A 22,485-nucleotide genomic window follows, 5' to 3' on the forward strand; every position below is an offset into this window, starting at 1 on the left:
CGCGAGGCAGTTCAGTCGTGCCGCGGCTCAGCACCAGTCTCACGACGAGAACGCGTCTCGACCAAGGAGTCAACAATGAGCAAGGACACGAACATCACAGCACAACAAGCCTTTGGCGAGGCTGTCAACACTGGTGACCCTCACGGCTCTGCATGACTTGGTCGCCGACGGCAAGGTCGATCACGACCCCACCCCGGGCCAGGTGGACGGAGCGGCTGGCTTCGTGGCCTTCTTCAACGAGATGCGTGCTGCCTTCCCCGACCTCCATGTCGAGGTCGAGGTCGAGCACCTTGTGGCCGACGACGACAACGTCGCCTTCGCCTACACGCTGACCGGCACTCACGACGGGCCCGTCCAAGGCCACGGCACGACTGGCAAGCCGTTCGCGGTCCGCGGGGTGCAGATCAGCAAATTCGACGAGAACGCCACGCTCGTCGAGCGCTGGGGCGACACTGACGAAGCCGGCATCATGTCGCAACTCGGACTCGCCTGAGCATCGCACCGGCAGACACCGACGGCAGGTCCATTGACGGTGTGCGCTCCTGCCGTACCAAAGCTGCTACGCCAACGCAGGAGTCCCCCGTCACCGGCCAGTCGGGGTATGCCCATCGAGCCAGCGCCTGACCAGACGGGTCGGCCGTCGCGGTGAGTCGGGCTCTGGAACACGCCGAGACGGCGAGGTCAAGTCCCCGGTGGTGGTGTAGAGCTGCGTGATCCTGGGCGGCTCGCGCATGAGGTTCGGTCGCGGGTCCCAAGGCGGTCTCACAACATCGCGGCGGCGACCGCGAAGCCACCCGCGCAGGCGCCCAGTCCGAGGGCCAGGCTTGCGACACTGTTGGCTGCGGCGGTCAGGACCGACCCTTGCTCGAGCAGCCGGATGGTCTCGAACCCGAAGGTAGAGAAGGTCGTGAGCGCTCCGCAGAACCCGGTGCCGACCAACGTCAGCACCCACCCCGGCGCCCCGAGGTCGATGACCGCGGCTGCGGTGACGCCCAAGATCAGGGAGCCGAGGACGTTGACGGTGAAGGTGCCCCAGGGGAAGACGCTGTCGTGTCGGGACTGCACGAACAGGTCGGTGAGGTAGCGCAGGGGCGCGCCGATCGCGCCGCCGAGCAGCACCATCGCGACCGTCACCGGTGGTCCTCTGCTCGTCCGGACGGGCGGCGGCCGGCGTACCGGACGACCTCGACCGGGTCCAGGATCACCAGCCCCTCGATCTCAAGTCCTCCAGCTCGGGGAGGAAGGCCCGGATCCGTTCCTCGGCGTCGACGATGCATATTGCGACGGGGAGGTCCTCGCTCAGCGACAACAGCCGGGTGGTGGGGATGTAGTTGGACTTGCCGAACCCCTCGATGCCGCGCAGGACGCTGGCGCCGGCGAGTCCAGCCCGGTGTGCCCGGTGCACGATCTCGGTGTAGACCGGGTGGTGGTGGGTCTGGTCGGACTCCCCCACCATGATGGTCAGCCTGGTCGCAGGCCCTTCTAGCGTCATGAATTCCTCACTTGGTAATCGGTGGGCTCGATGGTGGACTGCTCGGGGTGCCGACGCCGTCGTCGGCGCGGCCATCCGAACGCCACCATGCGTGCGGAAGCGATGCCGAGCCACACCGCGCACAGCCCGACCAGCAGCGACCCGCCCAGATAGGTGAAGGCGGTGACCAGCTGGCCCTCGGCGAGCAAGTGCCGGGTCTCCAGCATGTAGGCCGAGAACGTCGTGTAGCCGCCCAGGACGCCGACGCCGAGGAAGGGGCGCAGGTAGCGACGTGGTGGCCACACGTCGAGTACGAACACCATCAGCGCGCCGAGGGCGAAGCCCCCGGAGATGTTCTCGATGAACGTCGCCCACGGAAAGGTCGAGCCCGTCCACGGGACGAGTGCCCCGACACCCCACCGGGCCAGGCTCCCCAGGGCTCCGCCGGCACTGATGGCCAGCAGCACGTCCCACCGCGACCTCAGAAAGGAGAGCCAACGGTGCGGCCCGTTCGCGACGGTGTCCGTCGCCGTGTCGGGATCCATGGGGAGGTTGACCAGGCGATCGACCGCCATGGGGTCATTGCTTTCGGGCACACGAACTCCTACCTGTCTCAGGTAGGGACTGTTGGTGGCCCGGCGCCACGGTTGTCGGCGAGCCCCACCGCCATCGTGTGCGCCCATGCTAACCAACTCCGGGCCACGCGGGCGACCCGACCGCCCGGACACGTCACCGCCCCCACGCAGCGTCTGAGAACGCTGGCGACATCGCCGCAGGCTCAGGCCGGGGCGCGCAGGAGGTGGCCGGAGAACACACCCCGCCCGGTACGAACCGCCACCGTGCCCCAAGCGACCAGGAGACCGGTGTAGAAGACCACTGCGGCGAACACCAGAAAGTGCGCACCCGTAATGGCTGCCAGTCCTGACGTCCCGGTGACGACCGTGCCGACCGGGAAGGTGAAGGACCACCAGGTCAGCGAGAAGGGCATGCCTGCTCGCACGGTGCGGATCGTGATGGCGATCGCGAGCGCCAGCCACAACATGGCGAACCCCCACATGGGTGCGCCATAGACGAGCCCCACGGCCTCGAAGGCGCGCCCATACGGTGCGGGGTAGACGTCGACAGCTGTCGCGCCGAGGGTGTGCGCGGCGGTGATCGACTGGCCGAGCGGGCCGAGCACGATCCACAGCGTGGGCACCGCGGCGGCGGCCCCGACCTTGTGGTGCACCAACCGGCTCCAGATCATCGTGATCACGACCAGGCTGGCCACGATGGTCAGGCCGAACATCATCGTGCAGGCCAGCTGCATGCTGAGCTGCCACTGACCGGCGGGCAGGTGGGGCAGCAGCAGCGGACCGGTGGCCGCGCTGACCATGGGCGGCACGACGGGCATCAGCCAGCCCCCGAAGGCCGCGTCCTGCTTCACCTCGTGGGTGGTGAAGGCCTTGTAGGGCACCGCCACCGCGGTCCAGAGACCGAGCAGGGTGCCGGCAGTCCAGAGCACGAAGTCCATGCCCACGGCTGTGCCCTGGCCGACTAGCGGCTGACCGACCAGCAGGGCGCCTGCCCCGACGGTCATCAGCGCCATGGCCGGGGCGCCGTAGAAGTGCGACATCGCCGGGTCGTCGAGGTGTCCCCGCGCGGTGCGGGGGTGCTGCGTCCAGTGGATGAGCGTGGCCATACTGATGACAGCGAGCAGGATCACGTCGAGCACCCACACGGCCCGTGCGAAGAGCAGCAGACCGGGGACCTCGACGGGCAAGGTCGCGGCGGCGTTCGCGACGATGCCGGTGCCCATCACCGAGGCGAACCAGTTCGGACCGATAAATCCGAACGCGGGCCGTCCCTCGAGAGCGCTCAGGAAGGTACGACGATCCGCGGGGCGCACGCTGGAGCTGGTGCGGGATTCGAGAATGCTCATGACTTCAGTCTGCGAGCGCGCACAGTCGCTCAGTAGTCCCCGCCCAGCTGTGCATCCACAACCAAGGCTTGTGACTACCGGTAAGTTTGCCCTGTGTCTTCCCATCTTCCCGATCTCGATGGACTGCGGCTGCTCGTAGGCATCGCCCGCCATGGCAGCATCGGTGGCACGGCACGCGCCAACGGCATGAGCCAGCAGGCCGCGTCCGAACGTGTGCGGGGAATGGAGGCCCAGACAGGGCTGACGCTCGTGCGACGCGGCGCACGTGGATCACAGCTCACCGAGGCCGGCGTGGTCGTAGCCGAGTGGGCGGCGCGGCTGCTCGATCTAGCCGACGAGGTAGACACCGCGATCGAGGGGTTGCGCGGCGACCGCAGTCGCGAGCTCGTGGTGTGGGCCAGCATGACGATCGCGGAGAGTCTCATCCCCCGCTGGCTGGTGCAGTTGCGCCAACGACAGCTTGGCGAGGGCTACCGGGCGACGGCTGTGAGTCTCAATGCCTCCAACAGCCGAGACGTGGTCGAAGCGGTTCGCGCAGGAACAGCCCACGTGGGCTTCGTCGAGGGAGTCGAGGCGCCGGCGGCGGTGCGGTCGGTGACCGTCGCCCAGGACGAGCTCGTTCTGGTCGCGGCGGCCGGCACACCGCTGAGTCGACGACGCACCCCGCTGTTGCCCGAGGAGGTGGCAGAACTTGCGCTGACCAGTCGTGAGCAGGGCTCGGGAACCCGCGAGGTTCTTGAGATCGCCTTGGCCAAACATGGCTTGGCGGTGGGCGACCCGGAGGTGGAGCTCACCACCGCGACCGCCGTCCGCGAAGCAGTCCTTGCCGGCAGCGCGCCGGCGTTCCTCAGCCGTCGCGTCGTCGCGCGCGACGTGGATTCCGGGAGCCTGAGCGTCGTGGCCGTACTGGACCTCGATCTGCGACGGTACTTCCGCGCCGTCTGGGTCGGAACCAAGAACCCGCCGGCCGGGGTAGTGCGTGACCTCGTCGCGATCGCGCGTGCGGCTGAGCGCTGACCACCAGAGCGCCTACACAATGAACTGGTGGCCCACGAAGTGGAGCCGGGTGCGGGCACATGGCTCGCCGCTGGTTCGGCATAGGGTTTCCTTTGTGACGTCGCCGCCGCATGTACGGGATGAGCAGGCGTTCCCGCTCCCGCTGGCCGCCGGATTCGCGGGCATCTGCCTGGCTGTCGGTGTTGCGCCCGTGGGCTGGAGCGGACACCGTGCTGGCTGACCCCGCCAGCAAACGAGCGCGCGTCCACGACGACCCGGTTGGCCGCTTGAACGAGCTGGCCGAACGGTGGCGGTTAGCAGGCCCGAGCAGTTCCAGGTTCGTGCCCTGGTTCGACCCCGACGGCGCGGGCACCCGCGCCCAGGTCCTGCTGCTGATGGAGGCGCCGGGGCCCAGGACGGTCGCCGCGGGCGACCTCGGCTTCAGTTCGCTCGACAACGACGATCCCACCACCCGTCAGGTCCGTCGGGCGCTGACCCCCTCCAGGCTCGACCCGGCGCAGTGCCTGCGGTGGAACGTCGTCCCCTGGGCGTTGACCGGACCTGATGGTCGGCGCCGCAGCCCCCGGGTCGATGACCTGGAAGACGCCCGGCCCGCCTTGAGCGCGCTGCTCGCCGAGCTGGTCGACCTCCGGGTGGTCGTGCCCCTCGGCAGCGCGGCGCTCGAGGGCTGGATGAGGTACCTCACGCTCGCCGAGCATCCGGTCGTCGTCCCCACCCTGGCCGTTCCCCATCCCTCACCCGTCAACGGACACCGGCGCCAGGAGGCTCTCCAGCGGACCACCGCCGCACTGGAACGAGCCGCAGATCTCTGCCGGTGAGCGGCCCACTCCCTGGTGCGAAGCCAATTGCCGCCGACCCCTCGTAGGCGCACGTCGGCCACCAGGCGACCTACTGTGGCGGACATGCTCGGGACTCTGAGGCGAACCGCAATGACAACTCTCGTCGTGCTGGCCCTCGCCAGCTGCGGAGGGGCACCCGAGACGACCAGCAGCCCGGCTGGCGACTCCTCGGGACAGACGATCTCCGTGGCCGGCTCCCCAGCGCTGAGATGGGGCGAGGGCGACTACGGGGTCGTCCTCGCGCACGGCGCCGCCTTCGACGCTGCCAGCTGGGAGGAGCAAGCCGTCGCGATCGCCGACCAGGGAGCCACCGTGGTCGCGGTCGAGGACATCGACTCCGATGCGATTCGCGCCGCGGTAGAACTGCTGCAGGATCAGGGAGTCGCTGACGTTGCGCTCGTCGGGGCCAGCGCTGGGGCCGATGCCATCCTCGATCTCGCGAGCCAGGACCCAGGTCTGGCCGATCAGCTGATCTTGCTGTCGCCGAACGCAACGGTCGACGGTCTCGGGGAGGAGCCGAAGCTCTTCGTGGCCAGCGAGGACGAGCCCGTGGCCAACGTCTCGACGGAGCTGGCCGCCTCCTCCCCCGGTGAGGAGAACGAGGTGACGATCCTGCCGGGCTCGGCCCACGCGCAGAACATCTTCGCCACAGACCAGGCCGGTCCGGTCCTCGAGGCGATGCTCCAACGCCTCAAGCGCTTCGCTGCCCCATGAGACCGCGCGGAGCAGACGTGCGTGGCGCGACACGGTGAACCGATCCGGAGCGCGAGTCGTACCCAGGATCGTGAGATCGCTGCGCCCTGGCTCTCGGGCACCCGGAAGGACGACGGCCGAGGCCGACGAGCGGGTGCTGACCGAGCTCTACCTACGGCACGGGACGGCCCTGATGACCTTCGTGCTGCGCCTGGTCGATGACCGGGGCCGGGCCGAGGACGTCGTGCAGGAGACGATGCTGCGCGGCTGGCGCAATCTCGACCGAATTGATCCGACCCGCGGCGACCCGCGGGCCTACCTGTTCGCGGTGGCCCGCAACCTGGTGATCGATCTGTGGCGCGCCGACGAGCGCCGCCCACGACTCGTCGGCGACGACGACACCGTCGCGGCGCAGGCGGTCGGTGACCGTGCGGACGCGCTCGTCGACGCCTACGTCGTCGTGCAGGCGCTGGACCGGCTCTCACCCGAGCACCGGGCCGTGGTCGACGAGCTCTACTACCGCGGTGCCACGGTCACCGAGGCCGCGACCACCCTCGGACTGCGCCCGGGCACCGTGAAGTCACGCTCGTACTACGCGATCCGCATCCTGCGGACCGCATTCGAGGAGATGGGAGTCGAGCGATGAACAAGCACGAGGAGGACCGGGCCCACACCCGGCTGCGCGAGCTGCTGGGTCCCTACGTCCTGGGCGGTCTCGACGCCGACGACCGGGCCCAGCTCGAGTCCCACCTGCCGACCTGCGCGCCGTGTCGCGACGAGCTCGCGACGTACGCCGGGCTGCCGGCGCTGCTGCGGGCCGGGGCGCCCGCATCCGCGCTCCGCGTGACTCCCGACGCCGGCCTGGGGGACGCGATCGAAGCCCTGCGGACCCGTCGTCGACGCCGGCTGCTCCTCACCGCTGCCGCCGCGGTCGTGCTGGTCGCGGGAGCGGGTGCCGGCACGGCGGTGGTCCTCGGACCCGATGAACCGGTCTCCACGACCCTCGCCCTGAGCGCCCCGGCGGGCGTGAGCGCCACCGGAGCAACCTCATTGAGGGCCAAGCCGTGGGGCACGTCGGTCGACCTCGACCTGCGGGGGCTCCCACAAGGCGAGCAGTTCGTCGCCTGGCTCGTCTCGCCCGAAGGGGAGCGCCAGCAGGTCGCCACCTGGGGATCGACCGACAACGGCGAGGCGCAGGTGACCGGGGCCGCCGCACTCGCCCCCCAAGACGTGGCCCAGGTGCGCGTCACCGACTCCGACGGCGATTTAGTGCTCTCCACCGCAACCAGGTGAACCGATCCGCGGGAGACGGCGTACTCCTGCCTGACATCCGACGAAAGGGACCCACCATGAAGAAGACCGCCACCGCCCTGACCGCTCTCACCGTGACCGCAGCGCTCGCCGGCACCTACGCCGCCACCGCCGGCGGCGCCTCCGCCACCCCTGGACCGGGCCACCGCGACCGCCAGCAAGCGGCCAAGACCGTGGACGTCGAGATCCTCGCCCCCGGACGCGGCGACAACGCCGGCATCGGCGGAGCCGGGTGGTTCGTCGACCTCGACATCGAATTCGACGACACCTCGCTCGCTGGCACCGGATTCACCGCCAACCAGCTGACCGGTCCGCTCGCGCACAACAACACCGCTCCGTTCCCCGGCACCTTCTCCACCGGAACCGACGACCGGATGCCCGGCCTGGTCGTGCTCACCAGCACCACCAACAACACCCTGCCCGGCTTCTCCGGCCCGGGAACCAACCTGGCCAACCTGTTCAACCTCACCGGCGTCACCGACCGTTCCAAGAACGACGTCGAGCTCAGGGACACCTGGATCGTCGGCGCCCCGATCGCCGGCAAGGACGTCACCACCACGCTGACCGTCGCCGTCATCGACGACCTGAACCACGACGGCATCTACAACGACGCACCCGCCGTCGTCACCGACCAGAACGCCGACGGCCGCATCGACCGCCGCGACCTCGAAGCCATCGGCGTCGCCTCCAAGGTCGAGACAGTCGACTTCCGCATCAACGGCGCGCCCTGAGGCGAATCTGAATCCACCTACCGCCGACGGGCACCGCTGCACCCCAAGGCGCATGCCTCGCAATTGGAGTGAGGCAACCCAAGGGGCACCGCACTTCAGCCGGACGGGGAAGGCAGAATCAGTAAGAGGCCTGACCGCCTACCCGAAGCCTCGATGAGCGCCACAACCCTCGCCAGCACCGTGCCAGCTTTCGCGCATGATCACCACGGGCCGTCACCGGAGCACTGGCCGGCGTCAGATCCCTCCGAACCCGCCTCTGACCTGCTGTTTCACTTTGTAGCGGGGGCAGGATTTGAACCTGCGACCTCTGGGTTATGAGCGGCGCGTTGAGGCGGCGTCCTTTTGTGTCGCGGACCCAAGCTCAGCGATCTCTAATGAACCACCGTTGGGTCGTTGATCCAAAACTGACCACGACGGAACGGTCGGTGACGGGGATTGCGGGCTTATGCGCTGACCTGCACTGAAGTCATGGACGTTCGGTGTCCTCTAGCGCCTGTTGCGGTTGTTCTGCGGACTCCCTGCGGACTGCACACCGTCCCGGCCACGGCCATCGGTGAACCGAGGACCTGGCACAAGCGCCCGACACTGCCGAAAGTCGGGCTCGACATCAGTCGCCTGCGGGTACTTCAGGGTTCTCCCGACGAATCTTAACGATGACGTGCTCGCGAAGTGGCGTTGAAGTGTGTCCGTGGCCATGGCGTGGTCTGCGCTACGAGGTGCTCCAGGTCGTCGGCCGACACCGCGTGGTCGCAGCTGTGACAGGTGAGGGTGAGGAGCATGACGGCGGTCCCTAGTGGGTGCTGCTGGAGGTTGGGTTATGCGCCGAGTCCTGGTCTGAACCCATGAAATCAGCCACGGAGACGACCAGCCCGCCGAGCATGAACGCAGTAATGGCTGCGACAAGCGTGCTGGTGGCAAGGGACGGAGTGTGTGCCCGGAACCCCTCGGTCGGGCCGCTCGCACCGTGGTACTCGTGGGTCAGGGCGTGGCCCTTGCCGTGGGCAAGCAGGTACTTGTTGACCGGGTAGGCCGCGAACCCGGCCACGGTCAGCGCAATCGCCATGCCGACCCAGAAGGTGACGTTCACGAGCCCCGCGTCCATCGCGCCTGGGATAAGGGCCATGACCACGTTGTCGGCGACCTCCATGGTCGCGATCGAGACGGTGTCGGCGGCAAGGACGACGCTGAGCGCGGTAGCGACACCGAGTCCGGCCTTGAGCAGCGGCAGCGTGGACAGGGTGTAGCCGAACACGAACGCCAAGGCGATCGACAACACGATGGTCCACCCGTTGCTCAGCCCGGCGGCGGTGCCGATCATGAGCCCGGCGATCTCACCGATCGCGCAGCCGGTGAGGCAGTGCAGCGTGGCGCTGACGGCCATTGCGCGGTTAGCCATCGACCCATTGTCATGGTGCCCGCCGTGCCCGCCGTGCGCCTCGTGTTCGGTGTGGTGGTCGGTGTGGTGGCTGATGTGGGTCTGGTGAGGCGTGTCGCTCATCGCTCGTCGCTCCGTTCGTGGCATCGGTCAGATGTCGGGCCTAACGGGTACCCAGGGGGGGTATATTCCGGTGGGTGAACAGTCCTCGATAACATGGCCGCAGGAGGTGACACCATGACCACCGCCGCGGCAAACCGGCCTGATGCTGAACAGGACCGCGAACGCGCGCGCCTCGGACTCGTCGTCGCTGTCGCCGCCATCGTTCTCGGGATCCTCGCGATGCATGTCCTCACGGCTCACGGGACCCATCACGGTCCGGGCATGACCCGCATGAGCGCGATGCCCAGCACCAACTCGTCAGTCCCGACGGCCGCCACAAACGGCATGAGCGGCATGAGCGGCATGAGCGGCATGAGCCACCGCTACGGGGCCTCGTCCTCCGCCTCCCACACCGCCCTTACCCCTGCTGTCGATGCGCCCGCAGTCGCCGCCACGGGCGACGGTCACGGCGGTCAGACGGGTTCCATGATCATGCTCTGCGCCGTCATGCTCGCCGCCGCAGCCGGAGCAACTCTCCTCCTTCTTGCGCTTGGCCGTACCAGTGCAACCTGGCGCACCAGCCTTCCCGCTTTTTGCGCCGTCATCACACGAACGACAGCCCGCCTCGCGACCGGACCACCACCGACATGGGAGTTCTCCGTCATCAGGTGCTGACAGGTAGCCAGCCGCCTTCCCGCGACAACGCCGAGGCGCGGCACGCGACCCCACCCGTCAGCACCCAACAGGAGAACCCATCATGCGCACCAACCGCACCGTCCGTACGTCTCGCGCCCTTGGCGCAACCGCCCTCGGCCTCACCCTCGCCTTCACCGTCGCTGCCTGCGGCGACGACACCGGCGACCCGAACTCGGCGAGCACCGAGCCGTCCGCAACCGAGCACAACGACGCCGACGTCACCTTCGCCTCCGACATGCTCCAGCACCACGCCCAGGCACTGTCAATGGTCGACCTGACCCAGGGCCGCACCCTCGACCCCGAAGTCCAAGCCATCGCCGATGAGATCCGTGAGGCTCAGGCACCCGAGATCGAGAGCTTCAGCAGCTGGCTCACCGACTGGGACGAAGAAGTCCCCGCCACCATGCGCGACCACGCCAACGCCGACCACGACATAGACGACTCCGGCGACATGGGTGACTCGATGGAAGGCATGGACACCGACATGCCCGGCATGATGAGCGCCAACGAGATGACCGCCCTGGAATCCGCCCCCGACTCCGAGTTCCAGGACATGTGGCTCACCATGATGATCGAGCATCACACCGGAGCCGTGCAGATGGCGAACACTGAGACAGAAGGTGGTCAGTACAAGCCCGCTATCGACCTCGCCAGGAACATCATCGAGTCGCAGAGCGCAGAGATCGAGACCATGAAGACACTGCTCGACTGAGATCTAGTTGGCCGTGAGTGCTCGACGGTCTGACGCCGAGCACTCACGGCGATAGGTCCGTGAGCAGGACGCCAGGTTGTAGAACCACGCCACGACTGTCCGCTCGGCTCGTCAGAACGCCAAACGCCCGATCATGCCGCCGTAGGGGCGCAACGCGACGTCGTGACCATTCCCCTCAGGACCAGGAGCCTGCTGCAAACTTGGCAAGTCGACTCCGAGAATCTGACGAGCAAAGGAGTTGAAGTTGCGTATTGGCCTAGGCTGCACTTGGTCCGCAATCAGTCCGCAAACCTGTCCGCAAAAACTGCTCGTCGACGGCCTCGAGCGAAATCCACGCGATGACGAAGCCGGTCCAGGTTGCCCGAGGGCCAGCAGTCCGCAAATAGTCCGCATCAGAGCCACGACCGACCGATTGAGACCACAAATGGTCATCACCGTCGCATCGTCACTCCGAGACGTTCGTCCAGGTCAGAGGGGGTTTTCGGCAATGACCGTCGACCTCCAGCAGTTTTCTAGAACGGCAAATTTGGCCTTATGAGTCCTCTGCTCTAACCGACTGAGCTACCGCCCCTGAGCGGAACTCCGGCCGTGTCGATGCTGACGTGGGGCTTTCGAGGGCCACGAAAGTACGTCGAGCAGCGGCGGTCGGAGTCGTCGCCGGGGCTGAGCGTACTTGCCAACGGTCCGTGTCGACCGGGAGGACCGACCGGACCTGTGGGGCCCAGGGAGCTGCGGGCCGGGGAGCGAACCACGTCCCGGGGGTGGCTGCCCCTAGCGTCCCTGCCATGCCTGTCGACCTCCGCAAGCGCGACCGCCTCACCGACACCGAGCAGGCCATCCTCGAGCTCGAGCGTTCGTGGTGGAAGCTCACCGACGCCAAGGAGACCGCCGTACGCGACCGGTTCGGCTGGAGCTCGGGGCACTACTACCGACAGGTCAGCACCCTGATCGACCGCCCGGAGGCGCTCACGGCCGACCCGCTGCTGGTGCGCCGACTACGCCGGCTGCGCGACGACCGTCGCGACGAGCGCTCCTCGCGCCGACGGCACCCCACGGCCCGGTCCGGGCGGTAGGCGGCGGTCGCTCAGGTGGTCGCAGTCCGCGACCCACGGGCAGGGGCGGGCGCCGGAGGGTCCGCGCGTCCGCGTCAGTCCTGCCGGTCCGGCGCTCCCACGGGCAGTGGGGGCAGGTCGCCCCGATACGCCGGGACCAGGTCGATCAGGGCCTGGGCGGGCGCGCTCAGCGTCCCGGTGGCCGGGGTGCCGAGCGAGAGCACCCACGGCAGCGCGGGACGGTGGATCGGCACCGCGCACAGTCCGGCCGGCGGCTCGGAGATGAACGGCACCAGGCTGACCCCCAGCCCGAGCCGCACGTAGGCACCCGCGTCGGGCACCGTGGTGACCTCCACGGTCACGGTGCGCTCGAGTCCCAGCCTGGCGTAGGCCTCGTCGACGATCCGGCGGTTGCCGAACCCGGCCGGGAAGTCGATGAACTGCTCGTCGGCCAGCTCGGCGAGGCGGACGCCGGCCCGGCCGGCCAGGCGATGGTCCTCGGGGAGCAGCGCGACGACCGGTGCGGTCAGCAGCCAGGTCAGCCGCACCCCGGGGATCCCGGCACCGTCGTTGGCGATGAGCGCGGCGTCGAGGTCCCCTCGGGCCAGCTCCTGCGCGAGCCCGCTGGAGCCGCTGCTCGACCCCTTGAGCCGCACCCGGATGCCGGGGTGCTCGGTCCGCAGCCGGGCCAGCAGCGCCGGCAGGTCGACGACGTCGAGGGACGGCAGCGTCCCCAGGCTGACGACCCCGGAGACACCGGTGGTGACCCGGTCGACCGCCTCGCGGGCCGCCCGGGCCGCGGCGAGGGTGGCGCGCGCCGCCGGCAGCAGGGCGTCACCGGCCACGGACAGGCGAACGCCACCCGCGCCGCGCTCGAACAGCCGCGCCCCCACGTCGCGTTCGAGGTTCTTGATCGAGGCCGAGACGCCGGACTGCACGGTGTGCAGACGGCGGGCGGCCTCGGTGAAGCTGCTGACCTCGGCCACCGCGACGAAGCACTCCAGCTGTCTCAGCTCCACCCCGACATCATCACCGATCGTGATGAGGCAAAGCAAGAATGATCGTTGGACGTGATGACCCCGAGCGCCCAGACTCGTCTCGTGCCCCTCTTCGCGAACCCCAGCCGCCACGACACGTCCCCGACCCCCTCACCGACACCGGCACCGGCACCGGCACCCCGGCACGACATCGGGTTCTGGCTCGTCGGCGGTGTCTTCGCCGCGGCCATGGCGTTCTCGACGATCCCGGCCCCCCTCTACGGCTACTACCGGGAGCGGGACGGGTTCTCGACGTTCATGATCACCGTCATCTTCGCGGCGTACGGCGTCGGTGTGATCGCCAGCCTGTTCCTGGCCGGGCACACGTCGGACTGGTTCGGCCGGCGTCGTCTGATCTGGGCGGCGCTCGCCGCCGAGACGACCGCCGCCGTGATCTTCCTGGTCTGGCCGGCGCTGCCCGGACTGCTCGTCGCCCGGGTGGCGACCGGGGTCGGGGTCGGCCTGGTCACCGCCACGGCCACCGCGCACATGGGCGAGCTGCACGCGGTGAGCAGGCCCGGACAGGGCCCGGCCCGCGCCGACCGGATGGCGGTGCTGGCCAACCTGGGCGGGCTGGCGCTGGGCCCGCTCGTCGCGGGCCTCCTGGCGCAGTACGTCGCGCACCCGCTGACCGTGCCCTACCTGGTGTTCCTGGTGGTCTTCGTCGTCGCGGCGGGACTGGTGTGGACGGTGCCCGAGACCGTCGACCTGGGCTCCCCGCGCCCCCGGTACCGGCCGCAGCGGGTCAGCATCCCCGCCGTGGGCCGGCCGCAGTACTACGCGGTGGCGGTGGCGGCGTTCGCCGCGTTCTCCATCCTCGGCCTGTTCACCTCGGTCTCGTCCGGGTTCGTCTCCGGCACCTTGCACCACACCTCCCCCCTGCTCTCCGGGAGCATCACCTTCGTGGTCTTCGGTGCGGCCGCGACGGCGCAGATCGCGGCGGCCGGGGTGCCGGCCGACCGGCAGCTGCGGGTCGGGCTCGCACTGGTGGCGGCGGGGGTGCTGATCCTCACCGGCGGGGTCTGGGGCTCCTCCCTGGCGCTCTTCGTGGTCGGTGGGGTGCTCGCCGGTGCGGGCGCCGGCCTGTCGTTCAAGGGCGCGCTCTCGACCGCGGCCGGGCTCGCCCTGCCGGAGTCGCGCAGCGAGGCGATCGCCGGCCTGCTGCTGGTCGCCTTCATCGGGCTGGTGCTGCCCGTCGTGGGCATCGGTGTCGCCACGACGAGCGTGTCGCTCCCGAGCGCCCTGCTCGGGTTCGCGACCGGCCTGCTCCTGGTGACCGCCGCGGTCGGCATCCGCCTGCGCTCGCTCGCGGCGTCGCCCCCGAACTGACTCCGGCTGACCCCACGCCGTCGACGCCGATCGCCCGTGGGGGTGCGGCGGTACGGCGACCACGGTTCCTAGCGTGGGGTGGTGGGTGACATCCGGATCGGCATCTCGGGGTGGCGGTACCCCCGCTGGCGCGGCGACTTCTATCCCCGGGGGCTGCGCCAGCGCGACGAGCTGGCCTACGCGGCCGCTCGGCTCGGCACGATCGAGGTCAACGGCTCGTTCTACTCGTTGCAGCGGCCGTCGTCGTACGCCGCCTGGCGCGCGGCGGTGCCCGAGGACGTCGTCCTCGCGATCAAGGGCGCGCGGTTCGTCACCCACCTGAAGAAGCTGCGCGACGTCGAGGCCCCATTGGCCAACTTCTTCGGCTCCGGGCCGCTGGCGCTCGGCGACCAGCTCGGTCCGGTGCTGTGGCAGCTGCCCGAGCGCCTCCACTTCGACGCGGAGCGACTGACGGCCTTCTTCGACCTGCTCCCCCGCACCGTCGGCGAGCTCGTCGCCCTGGCCGAGCGGCACGACGACAAGCTGAAGGAGGACCGCAGCCTGCTCGTGCCGACGTCCTCCCCCGACCGGCCGGTCCAGCACGTCCTGGAGTTCCGGCACCGCAGATACGCCGAGCCGGAGGCCCTCGACCTCCTCCTGCGCCACGACATCGGGTGCGTGGTCGCCGACAGCGCCGGGCGCTGGCCCCGGACGGAGGCGGTCACCAGTGGCGTGGTCTACGTGCGGCTGCACGGCGACCAGGAGCTGTACGCCAGCGGGTACTCACCGCAGGCGCTCGACCGGTGGGCGGAGAAGTGTCGCGGCTGGGCCGAGGGGGCCGACGTCTACGTCTACTTCGACAACGACGCGCGGGGTCACGCGCCCTGGGACGCGATGGCGCTCCAGGAGCGCCTCGGGCTCACCCGACCCGGTACGCCGTCGCGCCCCCGGACCGGCTGACCGGTTCGACCCAGGCTCAGGGCTCCAGCGCGGCGACGTCGCCGGTGTCCCCGGTCGTCCCGGTGCCGTCGTCGCCGCCATCGGTGGTGCCCGTACCGCCGTCGGGGTGGTAGGCGCACACGTCGACGGGGTCCTCGCTGGTCTTGTCGGGGCGGGGCGCGCCGTTGGACCCGGGCTTGCGCGGGGGCGGGTTGAGCGCCCGGTCGACGGTCTTGCGGACGTAGTCGTAGTCGGGGTTGCCGGAGTCGAACTTGTCCGAGGACTTGAAGACGACCGAGCGCAGCTTGCCCTTCTTGACGCGGAGCAGCAGCGAGACGAAGTCGGGGGCGATCGAGCGCGGGATGTCGGTGTAGACGATCTCCTTGCCGGCCTTGACGATGCCGAGGTAGCGGGTCAGCAGGGTCGCCGGGTCCGCGGCCTCGACCATCGCGTTGATGGCGCAGCGCTGGCGGTCCATGCGCTGGTAGTCGTCGGAGCCGTAGCGGCCGCGGGCGAACCACAGGGCGTTGTAGCCGCTCAGCTTCTGGTCGGGACCGGGCTGCAGGTAGCGGTTGGGCGGGATGCCGGCGCTGGAGTTGCCACCGATCGCGACGGGCTGGTTGATGTTGACGGTGATGCCGCCGAGCGCGTCGACGACGGTCTCGAAGCCCTTGAGGTTGACCAGCAGGTAGTAGTCGACCGGGACGCCGAGGCTGCCCGAGACCGCCTGCTTGATGGCGTCGGCCCCCTCGTTGTCGCTCTTGCCGAGCACGCCCGGGTGCAGCAGCGGCACCTGGCCGTAGATCGCGTTGAGCATGTCGAACCCGGGGTCGCCCTGGTTGGTCTGGTAGCCGTTGGGATAGATGTCGTGCAGCGGCGAGTCCTTCGGGAACTGCGCGTACATCATGTTGCGCGGCAGGCTGAAGAGCGTGGTCCGGCCGGTCTTGGTGTCGATGCTGGCCAGGATGACGCTGTCGGTGCGCACACCGACCCGGTCCTCGCCCGCGTCGCCGCCGAGGAGCAGCACGTTGACGCGGGCACGGCCGGCCCAGGGGTCCTCCTCGGTGACGTCCTGGGGGGCGGTGGCGCTCTCGACGTCGTCCTGGAAGACCGTGTCGACGCCGTCGGCGGTGGCCATGGCGTACTGCGCCGCGCGAGCGATCGGGGCGGCCCCGGCCACCAGCAGCACCACCACCATCAGGTTGCCGATGATGGTGTGGGAGCGCGGCCGGTCGCGGGGACGCAGCAGCCGGTGGGACGTCACGACCACGAAGGCCCACACGAGCAGGGCGACGCCGAGACCGAGGGCCGCCACCCGGACCGCGGTGGGGTTGAACACGAAGTCGAGCGCGGCATCGGTGCCGCGGCTGAAGTACCAGACCAGGGCGGCGATGGTGCCGAGCCAGCCGAGCAGGACGGCGCCGCCGAGCCAGCGACGACCGGCGACCAGGTAGCCCGACCCGGGGACGATGGCGCCGAGGGCGGTCAGGCCGAGCGTGCTGCCCAGCCCCTGGGCGCGGCGCCGGTGACGACGGGCGCGGGCACCGCCCCGGGCGTAGCCACGCGGACGACGCAGGAGGAATCGGGAGGACCGACCGGCACGGCGATCCCGGGACCGGTGCTCGGGCGGGGTCTCGGGAACCTCGTCGGTCATGCGCTGGGTCGTCCCTGTCGTCGGTGGGTGATCACGCCGGGACAGCCCGGCGGCCCAAAATAACACCGGGTGCCTGAACCGGCCCGGTCATCGCCGCGCGGGCGACCAGTGTTCACCTGACGCTGGCATCCAGCGCCGCGCCATAGTGGAGGCCCGGGTGCTGCCCGCACCCGGCCGACGGAGCCCCGTCGACGACCCCGACCACCGCCCGGGAGACACCATGCCGATGGACCGCACCATCCCCGCCCTGCCCGTCGGATCGGTCGTCGCCGCGGCCTCGTCGTACGCCGAGCGGTTGGGCTTCGAGGTCGTCCACCTCGACCCCGCAGGGTTCGCCGTGGTGCGGCGCGACGCCGCCGAGATCCACCTCTGGGAGGCGTCCGACACCGGGTGGCGGGTCCGGCCCCCGGCGGACCTCGTCGACCGCCCCGTGCGCACCGGGGCCGAGGACTTCCTCGCCGGGACGGCCAGCTGTCGGGTCTCGTGCGGTGACCCGGCCGAGGTCGACGCGCTGCACGCCGAGCTCGCCGCCGCCGGGATGCTGCACCCGACCGACGGCGGGGCGCCGGTGGACACCGACTGGGGCACCCGGGAGGTCGCGGCGCTCGACCTCGACGGCAACCTGCTGACGTTCTTCGCGCGGACCCAGCCACCGCCGCGCTGAGCGGGCCGCGGCACCGTGCGAGCCGGACCCCGGACGCAGCAAGGTCCGGACGCCTCAGCGTCCGGACCTTCGCGTTGCTCCCCCGGTTGGACTCGAACCAACGACATCCTGATTAACAGTCAAGCGCTCTGCCAACTGAGCTACAGGGGATCGTGCGGGCCATACGTTAGCAAGCCTCGGCGCCCCGACGGAATCGGGATAGTCCCCAGGCCGGACGGCCCGGGAATCAGTCGAGACCGACCTCGTCGCGGGCCGCGGTCAGGGCCCGGGCAGCGGCCAGGCGGACGACCGGGTCGTCGGGATCGACGCCCTCGTCGTACTCGTAGATCCAGGTCAGGGACCCGGCCACGCCCGGCGCCCGGCGGGCGATGACCCGCAGGCCCCGCCGACCGTCGAGCGGCACGTGCCGCTGGTAGACGACCGAGGCGGTCACGCGCTCGCGGATGAGCTGCACCAGCCGCCCCGGCTCGGCGACGTCGTAGAGGTGCTCGGGACGCTCCGCGCCCCAGGCACCGACCTCGCTGAGTCGCAGCACGGCGGTGTCGCGGTCCCAGTCGGCGGCCTCGACCTGCTCCCACGGCACCCGCTCGGGGGCGTAGAAGGCGTCGCGGGTGCCGCCGATGACGCGGCCGTCGTCGGTCTCGGCCCAGGCGAGGACCCGCTCCCCCGGGCCGACCTCGAGGTCGGGCCGGCGGTGGACGCCCCTCATTGCTCGCTCACTGGTCGCTCACTGCTCGTCCGCCATCCGGTCGCGGAGGGTGCGCCGGTGCTGCTCGAGCGCGGCGAGCTCTCCGAACATCTTGTTGTAGTCGGCTGTCTGGGTCTCGGGGTTGGTGCGCTGGAGACGGGCCTTGACCTCGTTGATGCGGCGCAGGGTGGTGAGCTCGAGCAGCTTGAAGACGTAGCGCGACACGTAGGTCGCGTCGGGTGCCTTCATCAGCGGCTCGACCGCCAGCGCGCTGATCGCCGAGGCGACCTCGGGCTCGGTGGCGGCGTCGCGCAGTCGGGCGACCCAGCCGGGGTCGTCGGAGCCGGCGACGGTGCCACCGGCGGCGGCGACGAGGTCCCACACGCCGCGGTAGGTCGGGTGGGTGAAGTCGTTGGCGCCGATGTCGGCGGTCGTGCGGCCGATCGCCATCGGGTGCTGCAGGACGAGCTTGAGGGTCTCGCGCTCGATCGAGAAGCGGGGGTCGCGCAGGTCGGGCAGGGCGGTGCGGGCCGGCCGGGCGACCTCGGGCGCGGGGGCCTCGGCGCCCGGCGAGCGCTTGGCGGCCCGGCGTACCTCCCCCAGGACGACGTTGGTGTCGATCTCGGCGCCGATCATCCGGCTGATCTCCTGGGCGAACGCCGTCACCTTGGACTGGTCGCGCACCGAGGCCACGAGGCGGGCGCACTCGCGCATGGCGTCGACGCGACCGTCGGCGCGGTCGAGGTCGTACTTGCCGATGATGTTGCCGAGGACGAAGCGGTAGAGGGGCTGGCGCCGGGCGATCAGGTCGCGCACGGCGGCGTCGCCGTCGCGGATGCGCAGCTCGCACGGGTCGAGCCCCTCGGGCTGGACCGCGACGTAGGTCTGGGAGACGAACTTCTGGTCGCCCTCGAAGGCCTTGAGCGCGGCCTTCTGGCCGGCGGCGTCGCCGTCGAAGGTGAAGATCACCTCGCCGCGGAACTGGTCGTGGTCGTCGAGGAAGCGGCGCAGCACGCGGGTGTGGTCGTCGCCGAAGGCGGTGCCGCACGAGGCGACGGCGGTGGTCACACCGGCGAGGTGACAGGCCATCACGTCGGTGTAGCCCTCGACCACGACGGCCTGCGAGGTCTTGCCGATGGAGGTGCGGGCCAGGTCGATGCCGTAGAGGACCTGGCTCTTCTTGTAGAGCGTGGTCTCGGGGGTGTTGAGGTACTTGGCCTCGATCTTGTCGTCGTCGAAGATGCGGCGCGCCCCGAAGCCGATCGTCGCACCGCCCGGGTCCCGGATGGGCCACAGCAGCCGTCCGCGGAACCGGTCGTAGGCCGAGCGGCCCACCGCGACGACGCCGGCGCCGACAGCCTCGTCCTGGCTGAACCCGCGCCCGCGCAGGTGCTTGAGGAGAGCCTCGCCGTCGCGCGGCGCGAAGCCCATGCCGAAGTGCTCGGCGGTGGCCTGGTCGAAGCCGCGCTCCTGCAGGAAGCGTCGGCCCTCGACGGCGGCCGGACCGACGAGCTGCTCGGCGTAGTACTCCTGGGCCGCGCGGTTGACCTCGACCAGGCGCTGGCGGGGCGGGCCCTTGGGCCGGTCGTCACGGCCGTCGCCGTCCTCGCGGCGCAGCTGGACGCCGGCCTTGTCGGCCAGCCGCTCGAGCGCCTCGACGAAGGTCAGCCCGTCGATCTCCTGCAGGAAGGCGATCGCGTCGCCGCCCTTCTGGCAGCCGAAGCAGTGGTAGCTGCCCCGCGAGGGACTGACGTTGAAGGACGGTGTCTTCTCGTCGTGGAAGGGGCACAGGCCCTTCATCGAGCCGCTGCCGGCGTTACGCAGCGTGACGTAGTCGCCGATGACCTCGTCGATGCGGATCTTGTCGCGGACTGCTGCGATGTCCTCGTCTCGGAACCGGCCAGCCACGTCGACGATCCTACGGGCGGGGTCGCGGCCTCAGTAGGCGCCTGTCATCCGGTTGTGGAGAACCTCTCCGGCAGCCCAGCGGTGCAGCTGGTCGCGGACCAGGCGGTGGGCCCGCGGCCACATCGCACTGGTCATGCCGCCGACGTGCGGGCTGACGAGCAGACCGGGGGCGTCCCACAGAGGGTGGTCGCCGGGCAGGGGCTCCGGGTCGGCGACGTCGATCGCCGCGGTGATCCGCCGGGACGAGAGCGCGGCGAGGAGGTCGTCGGTCACGACGACCGGACCGCGGGCGACGTTGACCAGCAGGGCGCCCTGCTTCATGCGCGCCAGGAAGTCGCGGTCGACCAGCCCGCGCGTCTCGTCGGTCAGGGGTACGACGAGCACGATCACGTCCGCGTCGGGAACGAGCTCAGGCAGGTCGGTGAACCCGTGCACCGGGCCGTCCCCGTCCGGGCTCGCCGGGCGGGCGGTCCGGGCGACGCGGACGACCTCGACCTCGAACGGCGCCAGCCGCGCCTCGATGGCGCGGCCGATGGCGCCGTACCCGACGACCAGGACGCGGGAGTCGGCCAGCGACGACCGCCACCCGCCGGCCCAGGCGTGGCGCTGCTGGGCGCGCACGAAGTCGGGCACGCCGCGCAGCGAGGCGAGGGCCAGGGTCACGGCGAGCTCGGCGGTCGAGGCGTCGTGGATGCCGCGCCCGCTGCACAGCGTCACGCCATCGGGGATCGCGCCGCGGACGTTGTCGACACCGGCGGTCAGGGTCTGGACGACCTCGAGGCGAGGCATCGACGAGATCACGCCGGCCACCTCGGGACCCAGGCGGTAGGGCGGCACGTAGAACCGCACGTCGCCGATGCTGTCGGGCACGTCGCCGTCGACGGGGTCGACGACCTCGTAGCGCAGGCCGGTCGGCGGGTCGCCGAGGTCGGCGGGGTCGAAGGGCAGCCAGACGAGGGGTTCGGACACGCGACGAGCCTACGAGGGTGGGTCGGCGGGGTATGTCGGCTGCGGGGGTCTCGGGGCTCGTCGCTGGGGCTCCTCGCACCTCGACCGACGTGGGGTGGAGGTGTGGTCGAGACGGTCAGGTGGCGGTGAGGCGGTCGTGGCGGGCCACCGCGGAGGCGTCGGTGAGCGAGGCGACCTGGTCGACGACCACCCGCAGGCGGGCGGCGTCGTCGGCCGCGGCGCGCCAGTCGTCGGCGTAGGGCCGGTCGAGGGCGTCGGGCCCGCGGTCGCAGAGCACGGCGACGAGCTCGGTGAGCAGCTCGCGCTGGTGCTCGAGCGCCGCGACGCGATCGACGGCCTGCATGACGTAGTGGGCCGCGATGCCCTTGAGGACCGCGATCTCGAGCAGCGTCCGCTCCGGCAGCACCAGGCTCGCGCGGTAGCGGACGAACGGCCCGTCGCCGGCGGCGAACGTCGCCTGCTGCACGTCGCCGCAGAACCGCCCGATCAGGTCGCTGGTGAGGTTCTTGAGCGCGGCGAGGTGTCGCCGACTGCCGTCGTACGACGCGGTGGGCCAGCTGCCGACCGCGCACAGGCCGTCCAGCACGAGGTCGAGGTCGGCGTCGCGGGCACCGGGGAGGTACCAGGCCCGCAGGGTGTCCCAGACGGCCGGGCGGTCCAGCGCGGTGAGGTCGAGGCGGCCGGCGACGATGCCGTCCTCGACGTCGTGGACGGAGTAGGCGACGTCGTCGGCGAGGTCCATGACCTGGGCCTCGAGGCACTGTCGACGCGCCGGGGCGTCGACACGCATCCAGTCGAAGACCGGCCGGTCGTCGGCGTAGACCCCGAACTTCAGCGCGTCGGGACCCTCGGAGGCGCGCTCCCAGGGGTACTTGGTGCAGGCGTCGAGGGTCGCGCGGGTGAGGTTGAGCCCGACGGAGCGGCCGTCGGGCCCCTCGGTGAAGGTCTTGGCCTCGAGCCGGGTGAGCAGCCGCAGCGTCTGGGCGTTGCCCTCGAAGCCGCCGCAGGCGTGACTCACGTCGGCCAGGGCGCGCTCCCCGTTGTGACCGAACGGCGGGTGCCCCAGGTCGTGGGCCAGCGCCGCGGTCTCCGCCACGTCGGGCTGGCTGCCGAGGGCCCGGGACAGGTCGCGGGCGACCTGGGCCACCTCGAGGGAGTGGGTCAACCGGTTGCGCACGAAGTCGTCGGACTGCGGGCCGACCACCTGGGTCTTGGCCGCCAGGCGACGCGACGACGCGGCGTGCACGACGCGCGCGCGATCGCGCTCGTAGGGGGTCCGTACCGGGGCGTCGACCCGCTTGGGCGGCTCGACGACGAGCCGCTCCGCGGCGGTGTCGTCGTAGCGGTCGAACGCGTCGTCGGCAGGCATCGGGGTCAGCCTAGGGAAGGCGCCCGAGG

General features: G+C 70.5%; 24 protein-coding genes and 1 tRNA gene. 13 read left to right on the forward strand and 12 right to left on the reverse strand.

What is annotated here, in order from left to right; genetic code table 11:
* Positions 1 to 133: 133 nt before the first annotated feature.
* Positions 134 to 493: an ester cyclase gene (locus FJQ56_RS12085; RefSeq protein ID WP_211348904.1), complete on the forward strand. Its 360-nt coding sequence runs from the start codon at positions 134 to 136 to the stop codon at positions 491 to 493.
* Positions 494 to 762: 269 nt separating this feature from the next.
* Here FJQ56_RS12085 and crcB read toward each other — a convergent pair whose 3' ends face one another.
* The 4 genes from crcB to FJQ56_RS12105 all read right to left on the reverse strand — a co-directional run bounded on the left by crcB (position 763) and on the right by FJQ56_RS12105 (position 3,392).
* Positions 763 to 1,134: a fluoride efflux transporter CrcB gene (gene crcB / locus FJQ56_RS12090; protein ID WP_140009851.1), complete on the reverse strand. Its 372-nt coding sequence runs from the start codon at positions 1,132 to 1,134 to the stop codon at positions 763 to 765.
* Between the two features lie 67 nt (positions 1,135 to 1,201).
* The gene (locus FJQ56_RS12095; RefSeq protein ID WP_246081779.1) at positions 1,202 to 1,456 is read right to left on the reverse strand and encodes a DUF190 domain-containing protein; all 255 of its coding nucleotides are present in this window, start codon (positions 1,454 to 1,456) and stop codon (positions 1,202 to 1,204) included.
* 32 nt (positions 1,457 to 1,488) lie between these two features.
* Positions 1,489 to 2,046, reverse strand: a complete 558-nt coding sequence (locus FJQ56_RS12100; RefSeq protein ID WP_211350978.1) for a fluoride efflux transporter FluC — start codon at positions 2,044 to 2,046, stop codon at positions 1,489 to 1,491.
* A gap of 203 nt (positions 2,047 to 2,249) precedes the next feature.
* A complete protein-coding gene (locus FJQ56_RS12105; protein WP_139980681.1) occupies positions 2,250 to 3,392 on the reverse strand; it encodes a TDT family transporter in 1,143 nt (380 codons plus the stop codon).
* Positions 3,393 to 3,485: 93 nt separating this feature from the next.
* Here FJQ56_RS12105 and FJQ56_RS12110 point away from each other — a divergent pair, with 93 nt between their 5' ends.
* From FJQ56_RS12110 to FJQ56_RS12135, 6 genes are all read left to right on the forward strand, one after another.
* Complete coding sequence (locus tag FJQ56_RS12110; RefSeq protein ID WP_139980683.1) at positions 3,486 to 4,409, forward strand: LysR family transcriptional regulator; 924 nt, start codon at positions 3,486 to 3,488, stop codon at positions 4,407 to 4,409.
* Between the two features lie 266 nt (positions 4,410 to 4,675).
* Positions 4,676 to 5,227 carry a uracil-DNA glycosylase gene (locus FJQ56_RS12115; protein ID WP_170215389.1) on the forward strand — a complete coding sequence of 184 codons (552 nt, stop codon included), beginning with the start codon at positions 4,676 to 4,678 and terminating at the stop codon, positions 5,225 to 5,227.
* A gap of 111 nt (positions 5,228 to 5,338) precedes the next feature.
* Positions 5,339 to 5,962, forward strand: a complete 624-nt coding sequence (locus FJQ56_RS22445) for an alpha/beta hydrolase (RefSeq protein ID WP_211350980.1) — start codon at positions 5,339 to 5,341, stop codon at positions 5,960 to 5,962.
* A gap of 133 nt (positions 5,963 to 6,095) precedes the next feature.
* Positions 6,096 to 6,587 carry a sigma-70 family RNA polymerase sigma factor gene (locus tag FJQ56_RS12125; RefSeq protein WP_246084129.1) on the forward strand — a complete coding sequence of 164 codons (492 nt, stop codon included), beginning with the start codon at positions 6,096 to 6,098 and terminating at the stop codon, positions 6,585 to 6,587.
* Complete coding sequence (locus tag FJQ56_RS12130; RefSeq protein WP_140009852.1) at positions 6,584 to 7,234, forward strand: anti-sigma factor family protein; 651 nt, start codon at positions 6,584 to 6,586, stop codon at positions 7,232 to 7,234. The genes FJQ56_RS12125 and FJQ56_RS12130 overlap by 4 nt, the downstream gene beginning before the upstream one ends.
* Before the next feature lie 56 nt (positions 7,235 to 7,290).
* Positions 7,291 to 7,983, forward strand: a complete 693-nt coding sequence (locus tag FJQ56_RS12135) for a hypothetical protein (protein WP_139980689.1) — start codon at positions 7,291 to 7,293, stop codon at positions 7,981 to 7,983.
* A gap of 790 nt (positions 7,984 to 8,773) precedes the next feature.
* Here FJQ56_RS12135 and FJQ56_RS12140 read toward each other — a convergent pair.
* Complete coding sequence (locus tag FJQ56_RS12140; protein WP_246084130.1) at positions 8,774 to 9,481, reverse strand: DUF4396 domain-containing protein; 708 nt, start codon at positions 9,479 to 9,481, stop codon at positions 8,774 to 8,776.
* Between the two features lie 114 nt (positions 9,482 to 9,595).
* Between FJQ56_RS12140 and FJQ56_RS12145 the strand changes: the two genes are divergently transcribed.
* The 3 genes from FJQ56_RS12145 to FJQ56_RS12155 all read left to right on the forward strand — a co-directional run bounded on the left by FJQ56_RS12145 (position 9,596) and on the right by FJQ56_RS12155 (position 11,941).
* A complete protein-coding gene (locus tag FJQ56_RS12145) occupies positions 9,596 to 10,135 on the forward strand; it encodes a hypothetical protein (protein WP_140009853.1) in 540 nt (179 codons plus the stop codon).
* An 82-nt stretch (positions 10,136 to 10,217) separates the two neighbouring features.
* A complete protein-coding gene (locus tag FJQ56_RS12150) occupies positions 10,218 to 10,868 on the forward strand; it encodes a DUF305 domain-containing protein (protein WP_139980693.1) in 651 nt (216 codons plus the stop codon).
* A gap of 785 nt (positions 10,869 to 11,653) precedes the next feature.
* On the forward strand, positions 11,654 to 11,941 hold the full coding sequence (locus tag FJQ56_RS12155; RefSeq protein WP_140009854.1) for a DUF3263 domain-containing protein: 288 nt from the start codon (positions 11,654 to 11,656) through the stop codon (positions 11,939 to 11,941).
* 74 nt (positions 11,942 to 12,015) lie between these two features.
* Here the strand turns inward: FJQ56_RS12155 and FJQ56_RS12160 are convergent, their stop codons facing one another.
* Complete coding sequence (locus tag FJQ56_RS12160; RefSeq protein ID WP_140009855.1) at positions 12,016 to 12,939, reverse strand: LysR family transcriptional regulator; 924 nt, start codon at positions 12,937 to 12,939, stop codon at positions 12,016 to 12,018.
* 81 nt (positions 12,940 to 13,020) lie between these two features.
* On the opposite strand from FJQ56_RS12160, the gene FJQ56_RS12165 reads away from it, so the two are divergent.
* Together FJQ56_RS12165 and FJQ56_RS12170 are read left to right on the forward strand one after the other, a co-directional pair.
* Positions 13,021 to 14,286, forward strand: coding sequence for an MFS transporter (locus tag FJQ56_RS12165; protein ID WP_211350982.1), 1,266 nt, complete (start codon positions 13,021 to 13,023; stop codon positions 14,284 to 14,286).
* 81 nt (positions 14,287 to 14,367) lie between these two features.
* The gene (locus FJQ56_RS12170) at positions 14,368 to 15,225 is read left to right on the forward strand and encodes a DUF72 domain-containing protein (RefSeq protein WP_140009856.1); all 858 of its coding nucleotides are present in this window, start codon (positions 14,368 to 14,370) and stop codon (positions 15,223 to 15,225) included.
* Positions 15,226 to 15,241: 16 nt separating this feature from the next.
* Here FJQ56_RS12170 and FJQ56_RS12175 read toward each other — a convergent pair whose 3' ends face one another.
* Positions 15,242 to 16,858: an LCP family protein gene (locus FJQ56_RS12175; RefSeq protein WP_140009857.1), complete on the reverse strand. Its 1,617-nt coding sequence runs from the start codon at positions 16,856 to 16,858 to the stop codon at positions 15,242 to 15,244.
* Between the two features lie 226 nt (positions 16,859 to 17,084).
* Between FJQ56_RS12175 and FJQ56_RS12180 the strand changes: the two genes are divergently transcribed.
* Complete coding sequence (locus FJQ56_RS12180; RefSeq protein WP_246084131.1) at positions 17,085 to 17,522, forward strand: VOC family protein; 438 nt, start codon at positions 17,085 to 17,087, stop codon at positions 17,520 to 17,522.
* A gap of 77 nt (positions 17,523 to 17,599) precedes the next feature.
* Here the strand turns inward: FJQ56_RS12180 and FJQ56_RS12185 are convergent.
* From FJQ56_RS12185 to FJQ56_RS12205, 5 genes are all read right to left on the reverse strand, one after another.
* Positions 17,600 to 17,672 (reverse strand) — tRNA-Asn (locus tag FJQ56_RS12185).
* A gap of 76 nt (positions 17,673 to 17,748) precedes the next feature.
* Positions 17,749 to 18,231 (reverse strand): hypothetical protein, encoded by a 483-nt coding sequence (locus FJQ56_RS12190; RefSeq protein ID WP_140009858.1) that lies wholly within the window; start codon positions 18,229 to 18,231, stop codon positions 17,749 to 17,751.
* A gap of 18 nt (positions 18,232 to 18,249) precedes the next feature.
* Entirely contained in the window at positions 18,250 to 20,118 is a 1,869-nt protein-coding gene (dnaG, locus tag FJQ56_RS12195) for a DNA primase (RefSeq protein WP_140009859.1), read from the reverse strand.
* A 30-nt stretch (positions 20,119 to 20,148) separates the two neighbouring features.
* The gene (locus tag FJQ56_RS12200) at positions 20,149 to 21,087 is read right to left on the reverse strand and encodes a 2-hydroxyacid dehydrogenase (RefSeq protein WP_140009860.1); all 939 of its coding nucleotides are present in this window, start codon (positions 21,085 to 21,087) and stop codon (positions 20,149 to 20,151) included.
* A 115-nt stretch (positions 21,088 to 21,202) separates the two neighbouring features.
* Complete coding sequence (locus tag FJQ56_RS12205; RefSeq protein ID WP_140009861.1) at positions 21,203 to 22,456, reverse strand: deoxyguanosinetriphosphate triphosphohydrolase; 1,254 nt, start codon at positions 22,454 to 22,456, stop codon at positions 21,203 to 21,205.
* Positions 22,457 to 22,485: the final 29 nt, after the last annotated feature.

Origin of the sequence: Nocardioides plantarum (assembly GCF_006346395.1) — a bacterium.
Taxonomy (GTDB): Bacteria; Actinomycetota; Actinomycetes; order Propionibacteriales; family Nocardioidaceae; genus Nocardioides; species Nocardioides plantarum.